Annotated in this window: 20 protein-coding genes; 1 reads left to right on the top strand and 19 read right to left on the bottom strand. The window is 49.9% G+C overall.

All coding sequences use genetic code 11. The annotated features are described in order from the left end of the window. Positions 1 to 9 precede the first annotated feature (9 nt). A complete protein-coding gene (locus ACO0K2_RS05005) occupies positions 10 to 2,838 on the bottom strand; it encodes a putative bifunctional diguanylate cyclase/phosphodiesterase (protein WP_423016394.1) in 2,829 nt (942 codons plus the stop codon). 444 nt (positions 2,839 to 3,282) lie between these two features. On the opposite strand from ACO0K2_RS05005, the gene dbpA reads away from it, so the two are divergent. Next, positions 3,283 to 4,668, top strand: a complete 1,386-nt coding sequence (dbpA, locus tag ACO0K2_RS05000; protein WP_423016392.1) for an ATP-dependent RNA helicase DbpA — start codon at positions 3,283 to 3,285, stop codon at positions 4,666 to 4,668. Positions 4,669 to 4,693: 25 nt separating this feature from the next. Here the strand turns inward: dbpA and ACO0K2_RS04995 are convergent, their stop codons facing one another. The 18 genes from ACO0K2_RS04995 to ACO0K2_RS04910 form a co-directional block, all read right to left on the bottom strand. Then, positions 4,694 to 5,314: a LysE family translocator gene (locus ACO0K2_RS04995; RefSeq protein WP_423016390.1), complete on the bottom strand. Its 621-nt coding sequence runs from the start codon at positions 5,312 to 5,314 to the stop codon at positions 4,694 to 4,696. A gap of 69 nt (positions 5,315 to 5,383) precedes the next feature. After that, positions 5,384 to 6,049 (bottom strand): aquaporin, encoded by a 666-nt coding sequence (locus tag ACO0K2_RS04990; RefSeq protein WP_423016388.1) that lies wholly within the window; start codon positions 6,047 to 6,049, stop codon positions 5,384 to 5,386. Next, positions 6,046 to 6,540 (bottom strand): arsenate reductase ArsC, encoded by a 495-nt coding sequence (locus ACO0K2_RS04985; RefSeq protein WP_423016386.1) that lies wholly within the window; start codon positions 6,538 to 6,540, stop codon positions 6,046 to 6,048. Before ACO0K2_RS04985 ends, ACO0K2_RS04990 begins: the two co-directional genes overlap by 4 nt. Positions 6,541 to 6,609: 69 nt before the next feature. Then, on the bottom strand, positions 6,610 to 6,936 hold the full coding sequence (locus ACO0K2_RS04980; RefSeq protein ID WP_423016384.1) for an ArsR/SmtB family transcription factor: 327 nt from the start codon (positions 6,934 to 6,936) through the stop codon (positions 6,610 to 6,612). Between the two features lie 84 nt (positions 6,937 to 7,020). After that, entirely contained in the window at positions 7,021 to 9,045 is a 2,025-nt protein-coding gene (locus ACO0K2_RS04975; RefSeq protein ID WP_423016382.1) for a primosomal protein N', read from the bottom strand. Positions 9,046 to 9,569: 524 nt separating this feature from the next. After that, positions 9,570 to 10,658: a uroporphyrinogen decarboxylase gene (gene hemE, locus ACO0K2_RS04970; protein WP_423016380.1), complete on the bottom strand. Its 1,089-nt coding sequence runs from the start codon at positions 10,656 to 10,658 to the stop codon at positions 9,570 to 9,572. A 563-nt stretch (positions 10,659 to 11,221) separates the two neighbouring features. Continuing rightward, a complete protein-coding gene (locus tag ACO0K2_RS04965; RefSeq protein WP_423016378.1) occupies positions 11,222 to 12,046 on the bottom strand; it encodes a PPK2 family polyphosphate kinase in 825 nt (274 codons plus the stop codon). A gap of 26 nt (positions 12,047 to 12,072) precedes the next feature. Continuing rightward, entirely contained in the window at positions 12,073 to 12,567 is a 495-nt protein-coding gene (locus ACO0K2_RS04960; protein WP_423016376.1) for a CoA-binding protein, read from the bottom strand. A gap of 83 nt (positions 12,568 to 12,650) precedes the next feature. After that, positions 12,651 to 13,073 carry a F0F1 ATP synthase subunit epsilon gene (locus tag ACO0K2_RS04955; protein WP_423016374.1) on the bottom strand — a complete coding sequence of 141 codons (423 nt, stop codon included), beginning with the start codon at positions 13,071 to 13,073 and terminating at the stop codon, positions 12,651 to 12,653. A 71-nt stretch (positions 13,074 to 13,144) separates the two neighbouring features. After that, a complete protein-coding gene (gene atpD, locus ACO0K2_RS04950) occupies positions 13,145 to 14,548 on the bottom strand; it encodes a F0F1 ATP synthase subunit beta (protein WP_423016372.1) in 1,404 nt (467 codons plus the stop codon). Between the two features lie 30 nt (positions 14,549 to 14,578). After that, positions 14,579 to 15,448 carry a F0F1 ATP synthase subunit gamma gene (gene atpG / locus ACO0K2_RS04945; protein ID WP_423016370.1) on the bottom strand — a complete coding sequence of 290 codons (870 nt, stop codon included), beginning with the start codon at positions 15,446 to 15,448 and terminating at the stop codon, positions 14,579 to 14,581. A gap of 29 nt (positions 15,449 to 15,477) precedes the next feature. Further along, positions 15,478 to 17,019 (bottom strand): F0F1 ATP synthase subunit alpha, encoded by a 1,542-nt coding sequence (gene atpA, locus ACO0K2_RS04940; RefSeq protein ID WP_423016369.1) that lies wholly within the window; start codon positions 17,017 to 17,019, stop codon positions 15,478 to 15,480. 26 nt (positions 17,020 to 17,045) lie between these two features. Next, on the bottom strand, positions 17,046 to 17,579 hold the full coding sequence (locus ACO0K2_RS04935; RefSeq protein ID WP_423016367.1) for a F0F1 ATP synthase subunit delta: 534 nt from the start codon (positions 17,577 to 17,579) through the stop codon (positions 17,046 to 17,048). 2 nt (positions 17,580 to 17,581) lie between these two features. Continuing rightward, complete coding sequence (locus tag ACO0K2_RS04930) at positions 17,582 to 18,052, bottom strand: F0F1 ATP synthase subunit B (RefSeq protein ID WP_423016365.1); 471 nt, start codon at positions 18,050 to 18,052, stop codon at positions 17,582 to 17,584. Positions 18,053 to 18,118: 66 nt separating this feature from the next. Further along, a complete protein-coding gene (atpE, locus tag ACO0K2_RS04925) occupies positions 18,119 to 18,361 on the bottom strand; it encodes a F0F1 ATP synthase subunit C (protein ID WP_186911982.1) in 243 nt (80 codons plus the stop codon). An 89-nt stretch (positions 18,362 to 18,450) separates the two neighbouring features. Continuing rightward, a complete protein-coding gene (gene atpB / locus ACO0K2_RS04920; protein WP_423016363.1) occupies positions 18,451 to 19,290 on the bottom strand; it encodes a F0F1 ATP synthase subunit A in 840 nt (279 codons plus the stop codon). Next, positions 19,287 to 19,631: an ATP synthase subunit I gene (locus tag ACO0K2_RS04915; protein WP_423016361.1), complete on the bottom strand. Its 345-nt coding sequence runs from the start codon at positions 19,629 to 19,631 to the stop codon at positions 19,287 to 19,289. The genes atpB and ACO0K2_RS04915 overlap by 4 nt, the downstream gene beginning before the upstream one ends. Before the next feature lie 172 nt (positions 19,632 to 19,803). Next, positions 19,804 to 20,361 carry an RBBP9/YdeN family alpha/beta hydrolase gene (locus ACO0K2_RS04910; protein WP_423016359.1) on the bottom strand — a complete coding sequence of 186 codons (558 nt, stop codon included), beginning with the start codon at positions 20,359 to 20,361 and terminating at the stop codon, positions 19,804 to 19,806. Positions 20,362 to 20,375: the final 14 nt, after the last annotated feature.

Genomic DNA, 20,375 nt, shown 5'->3' with positions numbered 1-20,375 from the left:
CGGGTACAACTATCCGTGATGTAGCGCTTCGCGCCATGCGCTCGGCGCGACGTAGTCGTTTGCCCATGCAACCACTTGGTCTGCTGGCATCGGACGTGCGATGCCATAGCCTTGCGCAAAATCACAACCAAGCCGCATGAGCGCAACGCCATGGCTGGTTGTTTCTACGCCTTCAGCAATGACTTCACGCTTAAACGCACGCGCCAGACCAATAATCGCGCCGATCAATGCCAGGTCATCTTGATCATCGAGCATATCCCGCACGAAACTCTGGTCGATCTTCAGAATATTTGCCGGTAAGCGTTTAAGGTAAGACAAGGAAGAATATCCTGTACCAAAATCATCCAGTGCAAAACGAACACCTAATTTTTGCGCAGCGACCATCAATTCATGCACCGATTGAATATCTTGGATGGCAGCAGATTCAAGGATTTCAATTTCCAGGCTATGAGGCGGTAACTCGGGGTAAGCGGCCAGGATGTCGCAGACCGTCGTCAGAAAACCATCCGCCTGAAAATGCCGCGCAGCGATATTCACGCTCACGACCCATTGATGCCCCGCCTCGCGCCATTCGCGCATATGTTCTAAGGCTTGTCGCATTACCCACTCACCGACTTCGATAATGAGATTACTTTGTTCGATCAACGGCAGAAATTCCATCGGTCCCAGAATACCGCGCTCAGGATGATTCCAGCGTATTAGCGCTTCCATACCAATGACTTGACCTTCGCGCATGTTCACTTTTGGTTGGAAGTAGAGAACAAATTCGTTGTGATGTAACGCCTCACGAATACGAGCGCGTTGGTTGTGGCGGGTACGCACTTCCTGATCACGTTGGGCGTCAAAGAGGTGGTATTTATTGCGCCCACTGATCTTCGCTTGGTACATCGCCTGATCGGCAAAGCGTAGCAGCGCATCCGGGCTGTGATCATCGCGCGGGTAAATGGCCACGCCGATACTCGCCGACATGCTGGTCTGGCGCTGTTCGACCTGATACGGTTGCGCCAGCTCTGCGAGCAACAACACGAGATTTTTGTCGACCTCCGCCAAATCTGTCTGGTTCTGCAAGAGCACCACAAACTCATCGCCACCAAGGCGTGCAACCGGGTTGCCCTCGCCCACACTTCGTTCTAGCCGACGTGCGACGCGCTGTAGCAGCTTGTCGGCAAATTCTTGTCCGTATTGTTCGTTAATACTTTGGAAGTGATCGAGATCCAATAGACACACAGCCAGATAAGTGTTCTGCTCTCGGGCGGCCTGAATCGCTTGCTGAAAATGGGCATTGAGCGCGTTGCGGTTAGCGAGACCGGTCAATAAGTCATGACCAGCTTGCCAAGAAATTTGCCGTAACAGCTGCCGCTGCTCGCTGAGATCCCTGAAAATCAGGACGCAACCACTGTGGGTGCCGTCCGTATGACGAATCGGGGCAGCCGTGAAATTGATATCCAGTTGACGTCCATCGCGGCAACGCAGTGCTTGGTTATTTGCCTGCATTGTGCTGCTCTGACGCTGGATTTTTTGTAAGAACATCGTCAACGAGGCATGTGCATCGGGATCGGTGAGTTCAAACACTTGTGTGAGTGGCACGTGCAATGCCTCGTTGCGCTCCCATCCAGTCAGTTGTTGCGCAACACGGTTCAATGTCAGGATCTGGCCGTGGATATCGGTACTGATCACCGCGTCGCCGATGGAGTCAAGCGTCGTTTCAACCCGTTCTTTTTCCGTAATCAAATCCGCCTGAACTTGCTTGCGCTCACTGATGTCAACAAAGGCACCAATCGTACCGGAGAGCTTTCCGTCCTTCGTTGTGTAGGGTGCTTCGTAGTAAATCACGTCAAGATCGCGATCCGCAGTAGGGATCGTCAACTCTAGCTCCACTTTTTCGATCAGTTGCTGGCTTTCCTGGAATGCGAGGTGACTACTAATGTGTGCCATCAATGGTAGCAGTTCTTCCATGGGACGCCCAACAGCTTCCTGCGCGCTGATACCAAACATCTCCGTCCAAGCAACATTCACACCCCTGCAAAAGTCTTTGCGATCTTTAAAGAAAATAGGAATGGGTAAAGCGGTCAACAACTGCCAAGTAAAATGCAGTTGTTCGCTCTGCTCGCCCTGACTTTTTCGTAAGCTGATCACTAACTGTTCAACTTCAGCGGCCATGCTATTAAAAGTAGCACTTAACGCACGCCCTTCAGCAGTGCCTGTACGGCGCATACGCACCGAATATTCGCCATGCTGAAAACGATGATTGGCATCAGCTAGCAGCGTGAGCGTACGGGCATTGTTCCGAAGGATTAATCCAAGCAGCAAACAAATACATGTCAGCAAAAATATCGATATCACCAATTGCTGAGAGAGTTTGCGCCAAATCCGATTCAGTGACGGTATCGTGTTGCCATCGATTTGGACGTGGGCGTTCTCACCGTCTTCCAACGGGATATCTAGCGTCATGCTTTCTGCATTGAGTGCCAATTTCCGTCCCAGCCAAGTGGGGGCGGTTAATGCAACGGTCGGTTGGGAACGCTCAATTTTTTGTTGAGACGTCGACCAGACAATACGGGCAACGTCGGAAGAGTCACGCAGTGTTTGTTCTAATAAGCGGCTGATGCTCCTTGCATCCCCTTGCACGTTCAAGTCCGTGAGGTCACTCTGCAGGTAATGCTTTACCTGGAGCAATGCACTTTGCTGGCGTTCGCGCGCTTCTCTTGTCTCTGCGTCAATGAGTAAATGGTAGCGTAATCCTGCGGCCGCCAGGATGAGCAAAAACAGGGGCACGAACAACCGTTGATAGACGCCTTGCCGCAGCCAAAAACGCAGGATTTTTCTCAGAGTTTGCACGAATTCAATAACAAGTTGGTATAAGAGTGGTTGTCGCTTTTTTCTGACATATGCAATTTTGCCAAAGTTTCTCCTGAGTTCTGCATATTATCCAAATGAACATGTAATCAAATGTTACTGCAACGCAAATAATGCGCTATCCCAACCTTGCCCGTTGCTCGAAAACATCATTTCTTTCTCGCAAGAATACCACCTACAAGTTACTTTTAATCAACAATTTCCTGTAAATTAACGTAAATTCTCACGGGCTTCCACTTCATGCCCTACAATGGCAGGATAAAACTGACGCCTTTGTCCGGTTTCCACGCTCTTTACGTACTTTATGTGGGTCGACCGACGCATCGCAAAGCAAAAGAGTCACCAACACCATGCGAGCTCCCCTTTTTGCGTGGTGCCACATAGCACGACAGCACACCTATCCATCCGTATTTTGAAATGACACCCATGTCCGACGCCGTTGCCTTTAATTCTCTCCCCTTGTCTGCAGCGATCCTCGCTAATCTTGATAGCTTGGGCTACAAGACCATGACACCGATTCAGGCAGAAAGCCTTCCCGTCGTGCTTCAGCAACGCGATCTGATTGCGCAAGCAAAAACAGGGAGTGGCAAGACCGCTGCGTTCGGATTGGGCATCTTGGCCAAACTCAATCCGACCTACTTCGCGGTTCAAGGACTGGTGATTTGCCCTACCCGAGAATTAGCAGACCAAGTCGCCAATGAACTCCGCCGTCTTGCACGGGCCATTGAAAATGTCAAAATTCTGACGCTGTGCGGCGGAACAGCCATGCGACCGCAGATTGCCTCACTCGAACACGGCGCACATATTGTGGTCGGAACGCCGGGGCGTCTGATCGACCATATTAGTCGCGGCACGATTAAGCTCAATAGCGTGCAAACCTTGGTCCTTGATGAAGCCGATCGCATGGTCGACATGGGGTTTTACGATGATATTTACAGCATTGTCGAAGCCTGCTCACCCCGTCGCCAAACACTGTTATTTTCGGCGACGTATCCGGACAATATCCGTAAGGCAAGTGAACAACTATTACGCGATCCAGTCGAGATCAAGGTCGAATCTCAGCATGCCGCCAACCACATTGAGCAATTGTTTTATCTGGTGACACCAGAGGAACGTAACGAAGCCGTTGCGCGTCTCTTACATCATTATCAGCCTGTATCGACGATTGCATTCTGCAATACAAAAATCCATTGCCGCGAATTAACCGAAGAACTGCAAGCACAAGGGATCAGTGCTTTGGCACTGCACGGTGATCTCGAACAGCGCGACCGCGACGAAGTGCTGATCCGTTTTGCAAACCAAAGCTGTTCGGTGCTGGTCGCCACGGACGTCGCCGCCCGGGGTTTAGATATTCAGACATTGGGAGCAGTGATTAACGTCGACGTGTCCAAAGACACGGAGGTCCATATCCACCGCATCGGTCGTACCGGGCGTGCTGGAGAAAAGGGTCTGGCATTGAGTCTGGCGACGCCCAATGAAAAAAAATGGGTCAAACTGATTGCCGAATACCAAGGTGAAGATGTGACATGGGCCGACATCAATGCCCTAGAAGCGGCCCCTGAACAAACCCTAGAAGCGCCGATGATGACCGTCTGCATCTTTGGTGGAAAGAAAGACAAACTGCGTCCCGGTGATCTACTTGGGGCATTAACCGCAGATATCGGTCTCCGCAAAGAGCAGGTCGGCAAAATCAACGTCTCTGAGTTCTCTACCTATGTCGCGATCGACCGACAAGTCGCGCGTCAAACGGTTGATAAACTCAGCCGCACCAATATCAAGGGACGGCAGTTTAAGATGCGCATTATCGACTGAACATGTTTGACCAAGCATCAGCGCCTTAGTGATCGGCAGTCAGTAACTTGACTGCCGCAACGCCAAACGTCATCGTTAATGCCATGTGCAGAAAGCGTTCGCAGCGGAGATAGTATCGTTGTGCTGATGTGGTCGAAAAAACCACCGCATACGTAAAGAATACGCCGGAGCAGATCACCGCACAGGTAAGAAGTAGTTGCAGTTGATCACGCCACGTGGGCGCACTTTGGGCGGACAAAGAAGCGATTGCCAGCCACGTAAAGATCGATTTGGGATTACTGAGATGCAGCTTTAATCCGCGCAGATAAAGGCGAGCAAAGCTTCCCGACTGCACCGGCAAGGCCCTCGATCCCGATGGATGCATAACGACCTTGCGCAAGGCATTGAATGCCAGCCAAAACAGATACGCTGCACCAAGAAATTTCAATACAACAAGAAGCTGCGCATAGGTCTGTAATACGCCCGCAAAGCCAAGCATTGCCAAACTACCCCACCACACTGATCCAGAAATGATGCCGCATGCGACGGCCAATGCATCACGCCGACCTTGTTGCATGGCAACCGCCATCAGCGCCATCACACTAGGCCCGGGGCTCGCTGTGGCGATGAGATAGGTCAAGACTGCGACGAAAAAGTGGTGTGTCATGGAGACCCCCGTGCCGTGGTGAAAGACCTCTATTACAAAGGAAGTCTCTCACGCTGAGTGACACAGTCGTCAGGTATTTGATACAGAACAGCGATCAAACAAGCGACTGATCAATAAGCCGACCGCAGCCCCAACACATTGGGCTAAGACGAACGCAGGCACGCTTGCTGGGGCAATACCAGCAAATGTATCGCTCAACATCCGACCCAACGTTGCGGCGGGGTTAGCGAAGGAAGTGGAGGCGGTAAACCAATAGGCACAGCCAATGTAGGCGGCAACCATCGCCGCCACTTTCTCTGAAGGTGCTCTGAGAATGACCAGTAATAATCCGGCTGTAGCCACCACCTCAGCAATCCATTGTCCCGTGCCGCTACGCACTTTTGTCGATAATTGAAACAGGCTGATGTCAAACATGGCGTGGGCAAGCCACGCACCGAGGACGGCGCCAGCGAGCTGGGCAAAGATGTAGGCGAGCAAATCTTGTTTATCGAGTGCACCACGGATCACCATCACCGCAGAAACGACCGGATTAAAGTGCGCCCCGCTGAGTGGACCAACGATCTCAATCAAGATATAAAGCCCACAGACTGTTGCTGCGGTATTGGCTAGTAATGCAACCGCAACGTTTCCGGCTGCCAAACCTTCGCCCATGATGCCAGAACCAATGACGATCGCTAGCAGCATCGCCGTACCGAGCAACTCCCCACTGCACTTTTTCAGAAGAAGTGGTGTCATGTCTCACTCTTGACTAGACGTAATAGCGCTGCCTGACGCTCGTCATGGGACATGGTGGCCAATGGTAGATGTAGTAATTGCAACATCTGATCAGCCATGGCCTGACGTGTCAATTCAAACGCCGCTTTTTTATCAGCAGGAGGCGCATTGGAGGGGTCTGGATATCCCCAATGCACTTTCACGGGACTTCCTGGCCAGTACGGGCACTGTTCGGATGCCGCACTATCGCAAACGGTAATGACGATATCCATGCAAGGAGCCCCAGCTACGGTAAATGCGTCCCAGCTTTTACTGTACATGGTACTGGTATCAACGCCGGCTTCCGCTAAGACTTCGAGGGCGAATGGGTTCACGCGTCCACTTGGGGTACTGCCCGCGCTGAAGGCTTTGATGTCTTTGTGGTGTTGTTGGGCGAGATGATTGAGCATCCCTTCCGCAAGAACACTGCGGGCGGAGTTATGGGTACAGAGAATGAGTACGTTAATTGTCATTGAATCGCTCGCAGTCGGCCGATGATGTGTCGAAACGATGTGTGTTCAAAAAATCCCGTAACATCGCGGTCAGCATTGGCATGTGTCAGCACTGCTGGACACCTCGCACGAGGCGCCTTGGCAGCAATTGTCTGTTAAGTGCGTGATCAACGCGTTCATTTGATCGTATGCCGCGCGATAGACCAAGTTGCGGCTAGAGCGCTCGATATTGACCAGACCTGCGTTCGTCAATTCTTTGAGATGAAATGACAGGGTTGTGGCTGGAATGTCCAACGCTTCCTGCATCACGCCTGGCGTCACACCTGCAGCGCCCGCAACCACTAAAGAGCGGAATACTTTCAAGCGAACCGGATGGGCTAAGGCACTCAGTGCTTTGATGATGTCGTTATCGTTCATTCGTTTACTTTACCATAGTTCGAGAATAATGGAACTATTATCGCGATAAAGGGACAGGTGTGGTGGTGGCGTGTGGATAGGTCATTAGATATCCACAGGGTCGATTTCAACCGACCATTTCACACGGCTTTTCATCGCTCGTAACTGAGCGATCCACTCTCTGACAAATGCTTGCAAAGCCGGCCGAGATGCCGACTCGACCAGCAATTGTGCGCGATCGACATTCGCCACCCGCGTCATGGTCATGGGAATCGGGTCGTTCATGGTGATGCCGACGTGCGTTGGCAATGCCGCCGCTTGGTGTAGAAAATCAATCGCTTGCTGCAATTCTCGGGCTTCGGCACGCAGTAATGCTTGATACATAAAAGGCGGCAATTGTGCTTGCTGTCTTTCAAGCAACAAATCTTGCGCAAACGCTTCATAGTGATGCGCCATCAGCGCGTGGTACAGCGGGTGATCTGGGTAGCGGGTCTGAATCAAGACCTCTGACATATTGCCCCCTTCTTTTTGTGCGGTCCGCCCAGCACGACCGGCGACTTGCATCAGTTGCGCAAACAAACGCTCGCTCGCACGGTAATCCTGCGAGAACAGGGCCGCATCTGGGTTCAGGGCAGCGACTAACGTCAGGCGTTTAAAATCATGCCCTTTGGCAACCATCTGCGTCCCGATTAAGATATCCACATCCCCTTCATGTACCCGCTCAAAGGCAGCGGCGGCACTTCCCTTCAAGCGCGTGGAATCCGCATCGATGCGGAACACCTTGGCGTCCGGGAAAATGGCGGCCAAACTTTCTTCCATCCGTTGGGTGCCACGACCCAAAGGCTGCAGATCAATGTTGCCGCAGGTAGGGCAAGAACGAGGGATGCGTTGTTCCAAACCGCAATGATGGCAACGAAGTCGGTGGTCCCCTTTATGTAAAACGAGATTGGCGGTGCAACGTGTGCATTGACTGATCCAACCGCACGCATCACATGCCAGTACAGGGGCATATCCACGACGATTTAAAAAGAGAAGTGATTGCTCACCTTTCTCAAGACGTAGCTTGATTGCGGCAATGAGTCTAGGCGTAAGTCCATCGCTGGGTTTTTCACGCTCCAGATTAATGATCTTAACAACCGGCAACACGGCGTTTTTTACCGCGCGTTCACGTAAAACCGACAGCCGATAACGCCCACTTTGCGCGCCATGCCAGCTTTCGAGTGAGGGGGTTGCAGAGCCCAAAACAACCGGAATCTGACGTTGGCGTGCGCGCCAAATAGCCAAATCGCGGGCAGAATAACGCAAGCCTTCTTGTTGCTTATAAGAAGGATCATGCTCTTCATCAACGATAATTAATTGCAAAAATGGTATCGATGCCAACATGGCGAGACGCGTTCCGAGAATGATCCGCGCCCGCCCTTGATGGGCTGCTAACCAGTGCAATAGACGCTCTCCTTCTGCCATGCCACTATGTAATGTGGATAACATGAGACCCGGAAAGCGCGAGCGAATGTGCGCTTCAAATTGCGGCGTGAGGTTGATTTCTGGGACAAGAATCAATACCTGCGCATCGGGTTGTTGCGCCAATACGCGCGCCACCGATTGTAAATAGACCTCGGTTTTACCACTGCCGGTAACCCCAAACAAAAGATGGGGGGCATAACCGCGACCAGAAACGATGGCATCTACTGCCGCTTGCTGCTCATGATTGAGTACCGGCTCGGCGGTGGGTTGCGCGTCTTTTTGTTCACCCAGCTTGTCGAGCTTTTTAAGGCCGCGCTGCAAGGAGATCGTTTTGATCGCCTTCAGATTTTTAGGTAAGGCAGGCAATGCCACCTCACCAAGCGGTCGTTGATAATACTCGGCGGCAAACTGCGCTAAGGCCATCCACTCAGGCAATAAGGGGGATAACTCGCTTCTGATCGCGATGACATCTTTGATTTTATCCACAGGAACGGCCGTGGTATCGCACACCTCAACCACGACCCCCACTAACTCCTGACGCCCAAAAGGCACCACGACTAATTGACCCGGCTGGGGCGATACGGTGCCGGTCTGATCCGCAAAGCGATAATCAAACAAGGTGTCAAGCGGGGTGTCGAGAGCGACGCGGAGGAATAGCTCGTTCACAGGCTAGTTTTTTCCCAACAAAAGAAGGCTAAGCATTGATTTTATAAGGTGTTTTTAGGTTTTCCACATCTTCTGTGGATAACTTTGTGGAGAAGGCACTATTGACATTGGTTTTCGCTACTGTTTACGCGGGTTTCAGGGTGATTGAAGGTTTACGCGCTAAATTTTTTTTCCTTTAAAATCAATCACTTAAAAATATACGCAACGAAGAAAAAATATATTTTTTTAGGTTTTTGATCATGCCCTGATTTTGTGCATAAGTAGGGAAGTGATGTTCAGAAGTATAAATAATTTAGCCACTACTGGCCTCATTCTCCACTGATTTTAGCCTGCCAAGCCTCATAAACACTCGCTTTTGCACAGCAACATGATGGAGGGACGCGGCTTTCCGTTGATTGTCGTTTTATCAGTAGAATTGTTGTGCAATTTTCTTGCCATCGACGCACTTTGACGTACGTCGGAAACACGCAACACGCCCCAAAATCGCGCGCCTTCCCCCGACGAGCGATATGGGGCAGGCGGCGTTATCCTTGTTGTCGCTGACGGCGGCTATACTCATGGACGGTATCAACCAGCACGCTCACTGATTCAGGTGGCGTAAATTGGGAAATTCCATGCCCAAGGTTAAATACATGGCCATGCCCTGCCGTTGGCGTGCCGTAGGCATCGAGCGTCTGAATCACTTGCTGACGGATCTGATCTGGCTCGGCAAACAAAATAGCGGGATCAAGGTTGCCCTGGAGCGCAACTTGATGGCCTACTCGCGCGCGCGCCTGACCGAGGTTGACAGTCCAGTCAAGTCCAACCGCGTCCGCACCAATTGCTGCGATTTTCTCTAGCCACAAGCCACCACCTTTGGTGAAAACGATGGCAGGAATACGCTTGCCGTCTTTTTCTTTTTGGAGTTTGGCAACGATATCCTGCATATAAGACAGAGAAAATTCTTGATAAGCCGCGTCAGCCAACGCACCGCCCCAGCTGTCAAAAATCATCACCGCCTGCGCACCGGCATCAATCTGCGCATTGAGATAGTCTGCGACCGCATCCGCATTGACGCGCAAAATGTGGTGCATCAGGTCTGGGCGCTTGTAGAGTAAGGTTTTGACTTTATGAAACTCTTTTGACCCTTGTCCTTCGACCATGTAGCAGGCTAATGTCCAAGGGCTGCCAGAAAAACCGATCAAAGGAACGCGACCGTCCAGTGCGGTACGGATCTGGGTCACGGCATCAAACACATATTGAAGACTGCCCGCTTCTGGGACTTTTAAGGCAAGAATGTCTTTTTCTTCTTTCAGAGGACGCTCAAACTTAGGACCTTCACCCTCTTCAAAGTACAGACCCAATCCCATGGCATCCGGAACGGTCAGGATGTCCGAGAATAAAATCGCGGCATCTAACGCATAGCGATCAATGGGTTGCAAGGTTACTTCTGTCGCAAAAGCAGGATTTTTCGCCAAACTCATGAACGAGCCTGCACCTTTACGCGTTGCACGGTATTCCGGCAAATAACGCCCTGCTTGGCGCATGAGCCACAGCGGTGTGTAATCGGTTTCTTCACGTAACAAGGCTTTGATAAACGTGTCGTTCTTCAATGGCGAAAAATTATGGCTCATGGTGGCTTTCAAAAAACGGAAATAAGGCCGTTAAAAATGGTCTCACGGCAATACCTGCTTGCCGCGATGCGAGATGCGTGAACGTGCCGTACTTGGATCCTGGATGAGACGAGCGATAACGCAACATCATCGCTCGTCCTGAACAGCCGACATTATCGCTTAAGCTACGCCGAACAGCATCTGATCTTGCGCAAGTTGTCTTTTCAATGGCAAATTTCTTTGAAAAAACTGTGGATAACTTTGTGGATAGAATTATTCAATTTGAGGTTTACCTCTTCAATTTAAATTTCCACTGTAGAGTAAACACCTAAGCGCTTGATTTTATTAGATATTAATATTTCTATTAATAAAAAATCTTTTTTTCATAAGAAAAATCTACTTGACACTATGTGCATAAGTAAAAATTTTGCAGTTCAGTATGTCGTTGAGATGTCAGCAATCATCTGCCGTCTCTGATCACCTCTTTGCACGTAGTTTGACTCCAAACCCGCTCCCAACGAGCGATACGTCTCTTTTTGGGATACCTCTCGTTGGGCGGACACGGGTAGCAGGTATGGGGTGATTTATTTCACGACAAGCTTGGCGTAGTCAAGATTGCCCGGTGGAAATTTTAGATCTAGACTCGCCAGTCGTTCGTACACAATATTTGCAATGGCAAGGTTGCGGTGTGTTTTTGAATTGGCGGGAATGACATACCACGGTGCATTTGGGGTATCGGTGGCACTGAGCGCTTTTTCGTAAGCACGTTGGTATGCGTCCCAATGTTCGCGCTCAGCGATGTCTTGCATGTCAAATTTCCAATGTTTATCAGGATCAGCTAGGCGCTCTTCCAGGCGCTCTTTTTGTTCATCCTTGGAAATATGCAAAAAGAACTTCAAGACGATCGTCCCGGTCTCGACCAACATACGCTCAAAATCTCGGATATGGGCATACCGACGCTCACATTCAGCGTCATCGATCCAGCCGTGGACTTTACTGATGAGAACGTCTTCGTAGTGACTGCGATTAAAAATCACAATCTCGCCCTTCGCTGGGACCTGTTGATGGACGCGCCATAGAAAATCATGGTCTTTCTCTGCTTGGCTTGGAGACTTAAATGCGACGGTGCGTGCCGCCAGCGGATGTAATTGTCCGAACACACTTTTGACGGTGCCGTCTTTTCCTGCGGTATCCATTCCCTGTAAAATAACCAACAACTTTGGATCGTGATTGGCAGCAAAGACATCCTGCAATGCAGAGATTTTTTCCGCTAACTCGGCTGTTTTTGCTTTGTCTGCGAGTTTATCGTCTGCGCGGTTGCCACTGTTTGCGCCAATTAATCGACGTCCTGCGTCAGCCTCTTGAAGTTGAAAGTGAGTGGGCAGGTGGAATTGTTCAGCGATGGTCATTGTGTGCGGCTTTCCTCAGGGTGACGTCATGAAACAAAAGAGTGCTGGTGTTCAATTTTTAAGCAACGATCCATCACAACAACAATACCAGCGTCCGCGGCGATACGCGCTGCTTCTGTGTTGATAATGCCCGATTGCATCCACAGGCAGCGAGGTGCAATGGTGGCGGCCTCCTGCGCAATAGGGAGCATATCTTCTGCGTTCCTAAAGCAGTCGACGATGTCGATGCGGTGATGGGCGGCCGCTTCTGTGAGACTGGCGTAGCAATGTTCTCCGAGGAGCGTCTTGCCTACCTCACGTGGGTTGACAGGGATAATGCGATAGCCTGCGTTTTGCATATAGGCGGCCACACTATAACTCGCGCGATGCGTTTTAGGAGAAAGACCCACAACAGCGATGGTTTTGCATTCGCCCAGCAATTGCATCATTAGTGATGCTGTTGTGTTTGTTGTGTTTGTTGAGTTTGTTGAGTTCATTGGGTCTTGCGGCACAGCGGGGTGCGTGAAAACGGGTGAAGGCATCGTTATTTGTCCTTGAAAACAAAAAGGCAGCCAAAGCTGCCTTTTTATTGTACTGCTTTCGTCGCGTCAGTGACGTGAACGAATTAACGCTTTTGACGCAATTTGCTAATCGCTGCCAATTGGGCGATCGCAGAGGCCAATTCGCTTTGCGCTTGCGCGTAGTCGATCTTGGAATCGCGATTTGCCAAAGCTTGTTCCGCCAATTTCTTAGCTTCTGTTGCTTTAGCTTCGTCCAGGTCGTGACCACGAATCGCGGTATCGGCCAAAACTGTCACTCCGTCTGGTTGCACTTCAAGCAAACCGCCAGCCACGAAAACGAAAACGTCTTCAGCTTGACCAGTTACTTTAATGCGCACTGCACCCGGTTTGATACGGGTAATCAATGGAGTATGTTTTGGATAAATACCCAATTCACCAGCCTCACCCGGCAACGCGACGAATTCAGCTTCACCAGAAAAAATCAATTCTTCTGCTGAAACTACGTCAACGTGAATAGTGTGTGCCATGTTGGACCCTTTGTGTTCGCTTGAAAAAGCTCTTGCTGCGGCGTTTCCACCGCAGCGCTAGTGCTCAATAATTAAGCAGCCAGTTTTTTCGCTTTTTCGATTGCTTCGTCGATAGTACCTACCATGTAGAACGCTTGTTCTGGCAAGTGATCGAGTTCGCCGGAAGCGATCATTTTGAAGCCCTTGATCGTGTCTTTCAGCGAAACGTATTTACCTGGTGCGCCGGTAAATACTTCAGCAACGTGGAAAGGCTGAGACAAGAAACGTTGCATTTTACGTGCACGTGCAACGATCAATTTGTCTTCAGGAGCCAATTCGTCCATACCCAGAATCGCGATAATGTCACGCAATTCTTTGTAGCGCTGCAGCGTACCTTGAACAGCGCGTGCTGTTTCATAGTGCTCTTGACCCACCACTTGTGGATCCAGCTGACGAGATGTCGAATCCAGTGGATCAACCGCTGGGTAGATACCCAGAGAAGCGATATCACGGGACAGAACAACGGTCGAATCCAAGTGGGCGAATGTTGTCGCTGGAGATGGATCAGTCAAGTCATCGGCTGGAACATACACGGCTTGGATCGATGTGATCGAACCAGTTTTTGTGGATGTAATACGCTCTTGCAGACGGCCCATTTCTTCAGCCAGTGTCGGTTGGTAACCCACAGCGGAAGGCATACGACCCAACAACGCAGAAACTTCAGTACCGGCCAGTGTGTAACGGTAGATGTTATCCACGAAGAACAGAACGTCTTTACCTTCGTCACGGAAACCTTCAGCGATTGTCAAACCAGTCAACGCAACGCGCAGACGGTTACCTGGTGGTTCATTCATCTGACCGTACACCATCGCAACTTTGGAGTTTTCTGGATTTTCCAGATCAACCACTTTTGCGTCAGCCATTTCGTGATAGAAGTCATTACCTTCACGAGTACGCTCACCAACACCAGCAAACACGGACAAGCCGCTGTGTGCTTTAGCGATGTTGTTAATCAATTCCATCATGTTCACGGTTTTACCAACACCCGCACCACCGAACAGACCCACTTTACCACCCTTAGCGAATGGGCAAACCAGATCAATCACCTTGATACCAGTTTCCAGCAATTCTTGGGATGGTGAGAGTTCGTCGTAAGCTGGTGCCTTACGGTGAATCGATGCTGTCTGCTCGTGGCTGACAGGACCGCATTCATCGATTGGGTTACCCAGTACGTCCATAATGCGACCCAGCGTAGCTTTGCCGGTTGGTACCATGATTGGATGACCTGTGTTGCTGATCACCATGCCACGACGCAGACCGTCAGAAGTACCCAGCGCAATCGTACGGACAATGCCGTCACCCAACTGCTGCTGAACTTCCAGAGTCAACTCGGAGCCTTCCATTTTCAAGGCATCGTAAATCTTAGGCATCGCGTCACGTGGGAATTCAACGTCCACCACAGCGCCGATACACTGAACGATTTTGCCATTAGCCATGTTCGTTCCTTCTTAATATTTAAATTCAGTTTAGACCGCTGCCGCGCCGGCGACGATCTCGGAGAGCTCTTTGGTAATGGCAGCCTGACGGGTTTTGTTATAAACCAGTTTCAACTCACCAATTACGTTACCTGCGTTATCACTTGCTGATTTCATCGCCACCATACGGGCCGACTGTTCAGACGCCATGTTTTCTGCAACTGCTTGATAGATCAGCGCTTCAACATAACGGATCAGCAATTCATCAATCACCGTGTTCGCATCTGGTTCATAGATGTAATCCCACGAATGGGAGGACTTGTCTACGGCCAAACGGTCCGATGTCAGAGGCAACAACTGCTCCATCACCGGTTCTTGTTTCATGGTGTTAATAAACTTGGTATAACTCAAGTAAACCGCGTCGAGTTTGCCTTCCTGATAGGCATCCAGCAATACTTTAACTGGGCCAATCAATCGATCGAGGTGCGGAGCGTCGCCCAGCTGAACAGCGTGGGAAACAACTTCGGCGCCGATGCGATTCAGGAAACCTAAACCTTTATTACCAATTGCGACCGCTTCTACTTTTGAACCCTTACCTTCGAGTTCACGCAATTTGTTGGTGACCAAACGCAACACGTTGGTGTTGAGGCCACCGCACAAACCTTTGTCTGTTGTCACAACGATCACGCCAACTTTTTTAGCGTGATCTTGTTGAACCATGAAAGGATGCGTGTACTCTGGGTTGGCTTGTGACAAGTTAGCAGCGATGTTACGAATCTTTTCACTGTACGGACGAGCCGCACGCATCCGGTCCTGCGCTTTACGCATTTTGGACGCAGCGACCATTTCCATCGCTTTCGTGATTTTCTTCGTATTTTCTACGCTTTTAATCTTGCCACGTATCTCTTTGCCTGCAGCCATGAGTATTGACTCCTTCTAGCTACAGTAAATTAATAGGCGCCGGATTTTTTGAAATCAGCAATTGCGGCAGCCATGGCAGCTTCACCATCTTTGTCCAGTTGCTTGGTTTCTTCGATCTTTTGCAACAATGCAGCGTGGCTTGTTTTCATGAAGTTGTGTACGCCAGCTTCAAACGACAAGACTTGCTTCACAGGCACATCATCCAGGTAACCTTTGTTCACGGAGAACAATGTGACCGCCATCAAGGAGATTGGCAATGGTGCGTACTGTGCTTGCTTGAGCAACTCAGTTACACGGGCACCACGATCCAACTGCTTGCGGGTTGCTTCGTCGAGGTCAGATGCGAACTGAGCAAACGCTGCCAATTCACGATACTGCGCCAAGTCGGTACGAATACCACCGGACAAGTTTTTGATGACTTTAGTCTGCGCTGCACCACCAACACGAGATACCGAGATACCAGCGTTAATCGCTGGACGGATACCTGCGTTGAACAGGGATGTTTCCAAGAAGATCTGACCGTCAGTAATCGAAATAACGTTGGTCGGAACGAATGCGGAAACGTCACCAGCTTGTGTTTCAATGATAGGCAATGCTGTCAGAGAACCTGTTTTACCTTTGACTTCACCTTTGGTGAATGCTTCAACGTAGTCTGGGTTCACGCGCGCTGCACGTTCCAGCAAACGGGAGTGCAAATAGAATACGTCACCTGGGTAAGCTTCACGGCCTGGTGGGCGGCGCAGCAACAGGGAAACCTGACGGTAAGCCACAGCTTGTTTAGACAAATCATCATAGATGATCAATGCGTCTTCGCCGCGGTCACGGAAGTATTCACCCATCGCGCAACCGGAGTAGGCGGATACGTATTGCATCGCTGCAGATTCAGCAGCAGTTGCAGCAACAACGATCGTGTATTCCATAGCGCCGTGGGCTTCGAGAGCACGCACAACGTTTTTAACGGAAGATGCTTTTTGACCGATCGCAACATAGATACATGTCACGTTTTGGCCTTTTTGGCTGATCACCGCGTCAATCGCTACCGCTGTTTTACCAGTTTGACGGTCGCCAATGATCAATTCACGCTGACCACGACCAACTGGTACCATCGCGTCGATGGACTTAATACCTGTTTGCAGTGGTTCAGAAACGGATTGACGAGCAATAACGCCTGGTGCGATTTTTTCGATTGGTGCAGTCAATTTTGCATTGATCGGACCTTTGCCGTCGATTGGCTGACCCAGCGCATTAACAACACGACCGCGCAGTTCAGGACCGATAGGCACTTCCAAAATACGACCAGTACATTTCACTGTATCGCCTTCGGAGATGTGCTCGTAGTCACCGAGAATAACGGCGCCAACGGAATCACGTTCCAAGTTCAATGCCAGACCGAATGTATTGCCTGGGAATTCCAGCATCTCACCTTGCATCGCGTCAGACAGACCGTGGATGCGGCAGATACCGTCGGTAACGGAGATAACCGTACCTTGATTACGAATCTCAGCTGTGTCGCCAAGGCCTTGAATCCGGCTCTTGATCAACTCGCTGATTTCAGATGGGTTGAGTTGCATACTAACTCCTAATATTTATTACGTTCTTACGCGGTCAGGGCTACGTGCATTTTTTGCAGCTTAGCGCGAACCGACGTGTCAAGCACCTGATCACCAACCACGATGCGCACACCACCGATCAAAGCAGGATCTACTTTGACTGTTGGGTGCAGTTTGCGGCCAAATTTCTTCTCCAATGTCACTGCCAGGTCGCTCAACTGGGCTGCGGACAATTCAAAAGCGCTTGTTACTTCCGCATCTGCAGCGCCGTCGAAGGCGTTTTTCAGAGCGTGAAATTGGAAAGCGATTTCAGGCAGCAAAGTCAGGCGATCATAGTCAGCGAGTGTCGCTACGAAGTTTTTTGCTTCAGCAGTGACTGGCGATTTGAGCGCAGACAAGAAAATCTCAGCTTTTTGTGGTGCTGAGACTTTTGGGTTGTGTGCAAGAGCTTGTACATCGGAATTCGCACCCACATGACCCATTTCAGTGACCAGTTCCGACCAGGCGGACAGGTTACCGGTTTGGGCAACACGGAATAGCGCTTCAGCGTAAGGACGAGCGATCGTTGCGAGTTCGGCCATGATTACAGCTCGGTTTTCAGTTGATTCAACAGATCTGCGTGAGCGGATGCGTTGATTTCACGTTTCAGAATTTGCTCTGCGCCCTTGACTGCTAAAGTAGCAACTTGGTCGCGCAATTCTTCGCGTGCTTTAGTAACTTGATTTTCTGCATCAGCTTGAGCAGCCGCAACAATACGACCCGCTTCTGCATAAGCAGTGTTCTTGGCTTCTTCGATGATCAATTGAGCGCGTTTTTCTGCGTCAATGATACGTTTTTGGCCTTCATCACGCGCACCAGCCAATTCAGCTTGTACACGCTTTTCAGCAGCTTGCATTTCAGCGCGGCCACGGTCGGCAGCTGCCAGTCCGTCGGCGATTTTCTTCGCGCGCTCATCGAGCGCGTTCATCAGTGGCGGCCACACAAACTTCATGGTGAACAATGCCAAGATGAAGAAAACCCCAAACTGAACAAACAAAGTTGAGTTAAGGTTCACGGTAATTCCTTATCTAGATGGATCAAGCCAGAAGTCAGCGACTTCCGGCACGAAAAGGAAAGACTATTAAGCGTGGAACGGGTTTGCGAACGCGAACAACATAGCGATACCAACACCGATCAGGAACGCAGCGTCGATCAGACCAGCCAGCAAGAACATCTTAGTTTGCAATGTATTCATCAATTCTGGTTGACGTGCAGATGCTTCCAGGTACTTACCACCCATGATAGCGATACCGATACAAGCACCGATCGCGCCCAAACCGATGATCAAACCGCAAGCCAAAGCAACAAAAGATAAATCAGTCATGACATTTCCTTAAAAGTTAAAAATAATAAAAAGCTAAAACTAAAACCAAAAAACTAAAACTAAATCAACACTTACTACTTACTGCAATCTTAGTGATGTTCGTGCGCTTGACCGATGTAAACCAGTGTCAACATCATGAAAATAAACGCTTGTAAGAACACAATCAGAATATGGAAGATCGCCCAGATGGAACCTGCAATCAGGTGACCTGCAACACCAAATACTGTTGCCATTGAACCCAATAAAGCGATCAACAAGAACAATAATTCGCCTGCAAACATGTTACCGAACAGTCGCATACCCAGGGAGACCGTTTTTGCCGCGAATTCGATGACTTGGAGAATCAGGTTGAATGGGGCCATTTTGATACCGAATGGTGCAGAGACCAATTCGTGCAGGAAGCCACCCAAGCCTTTGATTTTGACGCTGTAATACAGCATCAATGCCAGTACGCCTAAGGAAATACCGATCGTGCCATTCAAGTCAGCAGTAGGAACGACGCGGTGATGCATCTCAGCCAGCGATTCAGGAGCAACACCCAAACTCACCAGCAAGCGGAACAGGCCAGAAAACAAATCCACTGGCAAGAAATCCAGTGAGTTCATCAATGCCACCCATACAAACACTGTCAGTGCCAATGGTGCGATGAACGAACGGTCACCGTGTACGATGCCTTTGGATTGTTCTTCGACCATTTCGACCAAGATTTCGACTGCCGCTTGGAAGCGACCTGGTACGCCTGCTGTTGCTTTACGTGCAGCTAGCCACAAAACGACGCAGCCGATGATGCCGCAAAAGACAGACCAAAAAATGGTGTCGTAATTGAGGATGGAAAAATCAACGATTTTTTCTTGATGATGTGTCGATAAGTGCCCTAAGTGATGGACAATATATTCTGACGCTGTTGGTGCGTTCTCGGTTGCGCTCATGGTCGTTGTCTAAAGAGTAAAATGAAATAACTTTTCAGTACTACGATGAAGGCGATCAAAAAAGCCGGCCAGTTGACATCGTGGTACAAGGTAACAACCGCACCCATCAGGGCGATTGTTAATCCAATCTTGATAAATTCACCGAAGAAAAAACTCATCGGGTTTGCTCCTCCAGGCTTTCGGGCGCTCATTGTTAAGCGCAACGCGAAAAAAGCGTTTGGAATTGCACAACAGAGTCCGCCAAGCAAGGCAGACAATGCCAAAGAAATCGTCCCAAATACACCAGCAAGCAACGCGACGATCAGGGCTGCCACCATTTGGAGCAGTACGATACGCGCCATGCTTTCCTCACTCTATTTATGGATATCGCTAGTTGTTTCTGCGTTCGCCACAAAAAATTGGCGGGCAGCGCACATCCTTGCCTATCAAAACCACGGAATTATACGTGGTAGTGCGTAACAACGTCAAACGATACCTGCGGTGCACCAGAATGAGACACTGCTCATTTTTTTATCAGCTCACTACATTCTGGCTTAATGCGGCAACCCAAGCCTGGCCTTGTTCCCAGCTCCCGAGGCCAGACTCACCATTTATATGTCCCCGTGCACCAACTGAGTGAAATTCCGCCCCCCAACAATGGGCCCATTGCCTACTCAAAGCGATATCACACCAAGGATCATTGTCAGACGCAATGACCTTAACGGGCAGAGATAAGGGTAGTTCAGGCATAGGACTAAAGCTGGTAGCAGGAAAGGTAGTTCGTCCTACATCTGGAGGTGCAACTAACAAGGCGCCTTTAATCCGCGCCAATTGTTTCACGTGTAACGCCGATGACTTGTACGACGAAATCCAGTGCACAGCTAAAGCACAGCCCAGACTATGGGCAACTAAAATGACGTCTTCCTTACAAGCATCGAGATATTCAGTCAATCGCGCCATCCACAAATCAAGTTCGGGCTGATCCCAATTATCTTGTTGTACGCGTACGACATTGGGTAAGCTGGATTCCCAAAGACTTTGCCAATGCTGTGGACCTGAATTGTATAAACCGGGGAGAAGTAGAAGTTTCACGTGGAACGAAGAGC

The sequence above is a fragment of the Undibacterium sp. MH2W genome (genome assembly GCF_049340215.1).
Taxonomy (GTDB): domain Bacteria; phylum Pseudomonadota; class Gammaproteobacteria; order Burkholderiales; family Burkholderiaceae_D; genus Undibacterium.
Note: the sequence above shows the minus strand (reverse complement) of the source record. Positions and strands in the feature narration are given on the sequence as shown.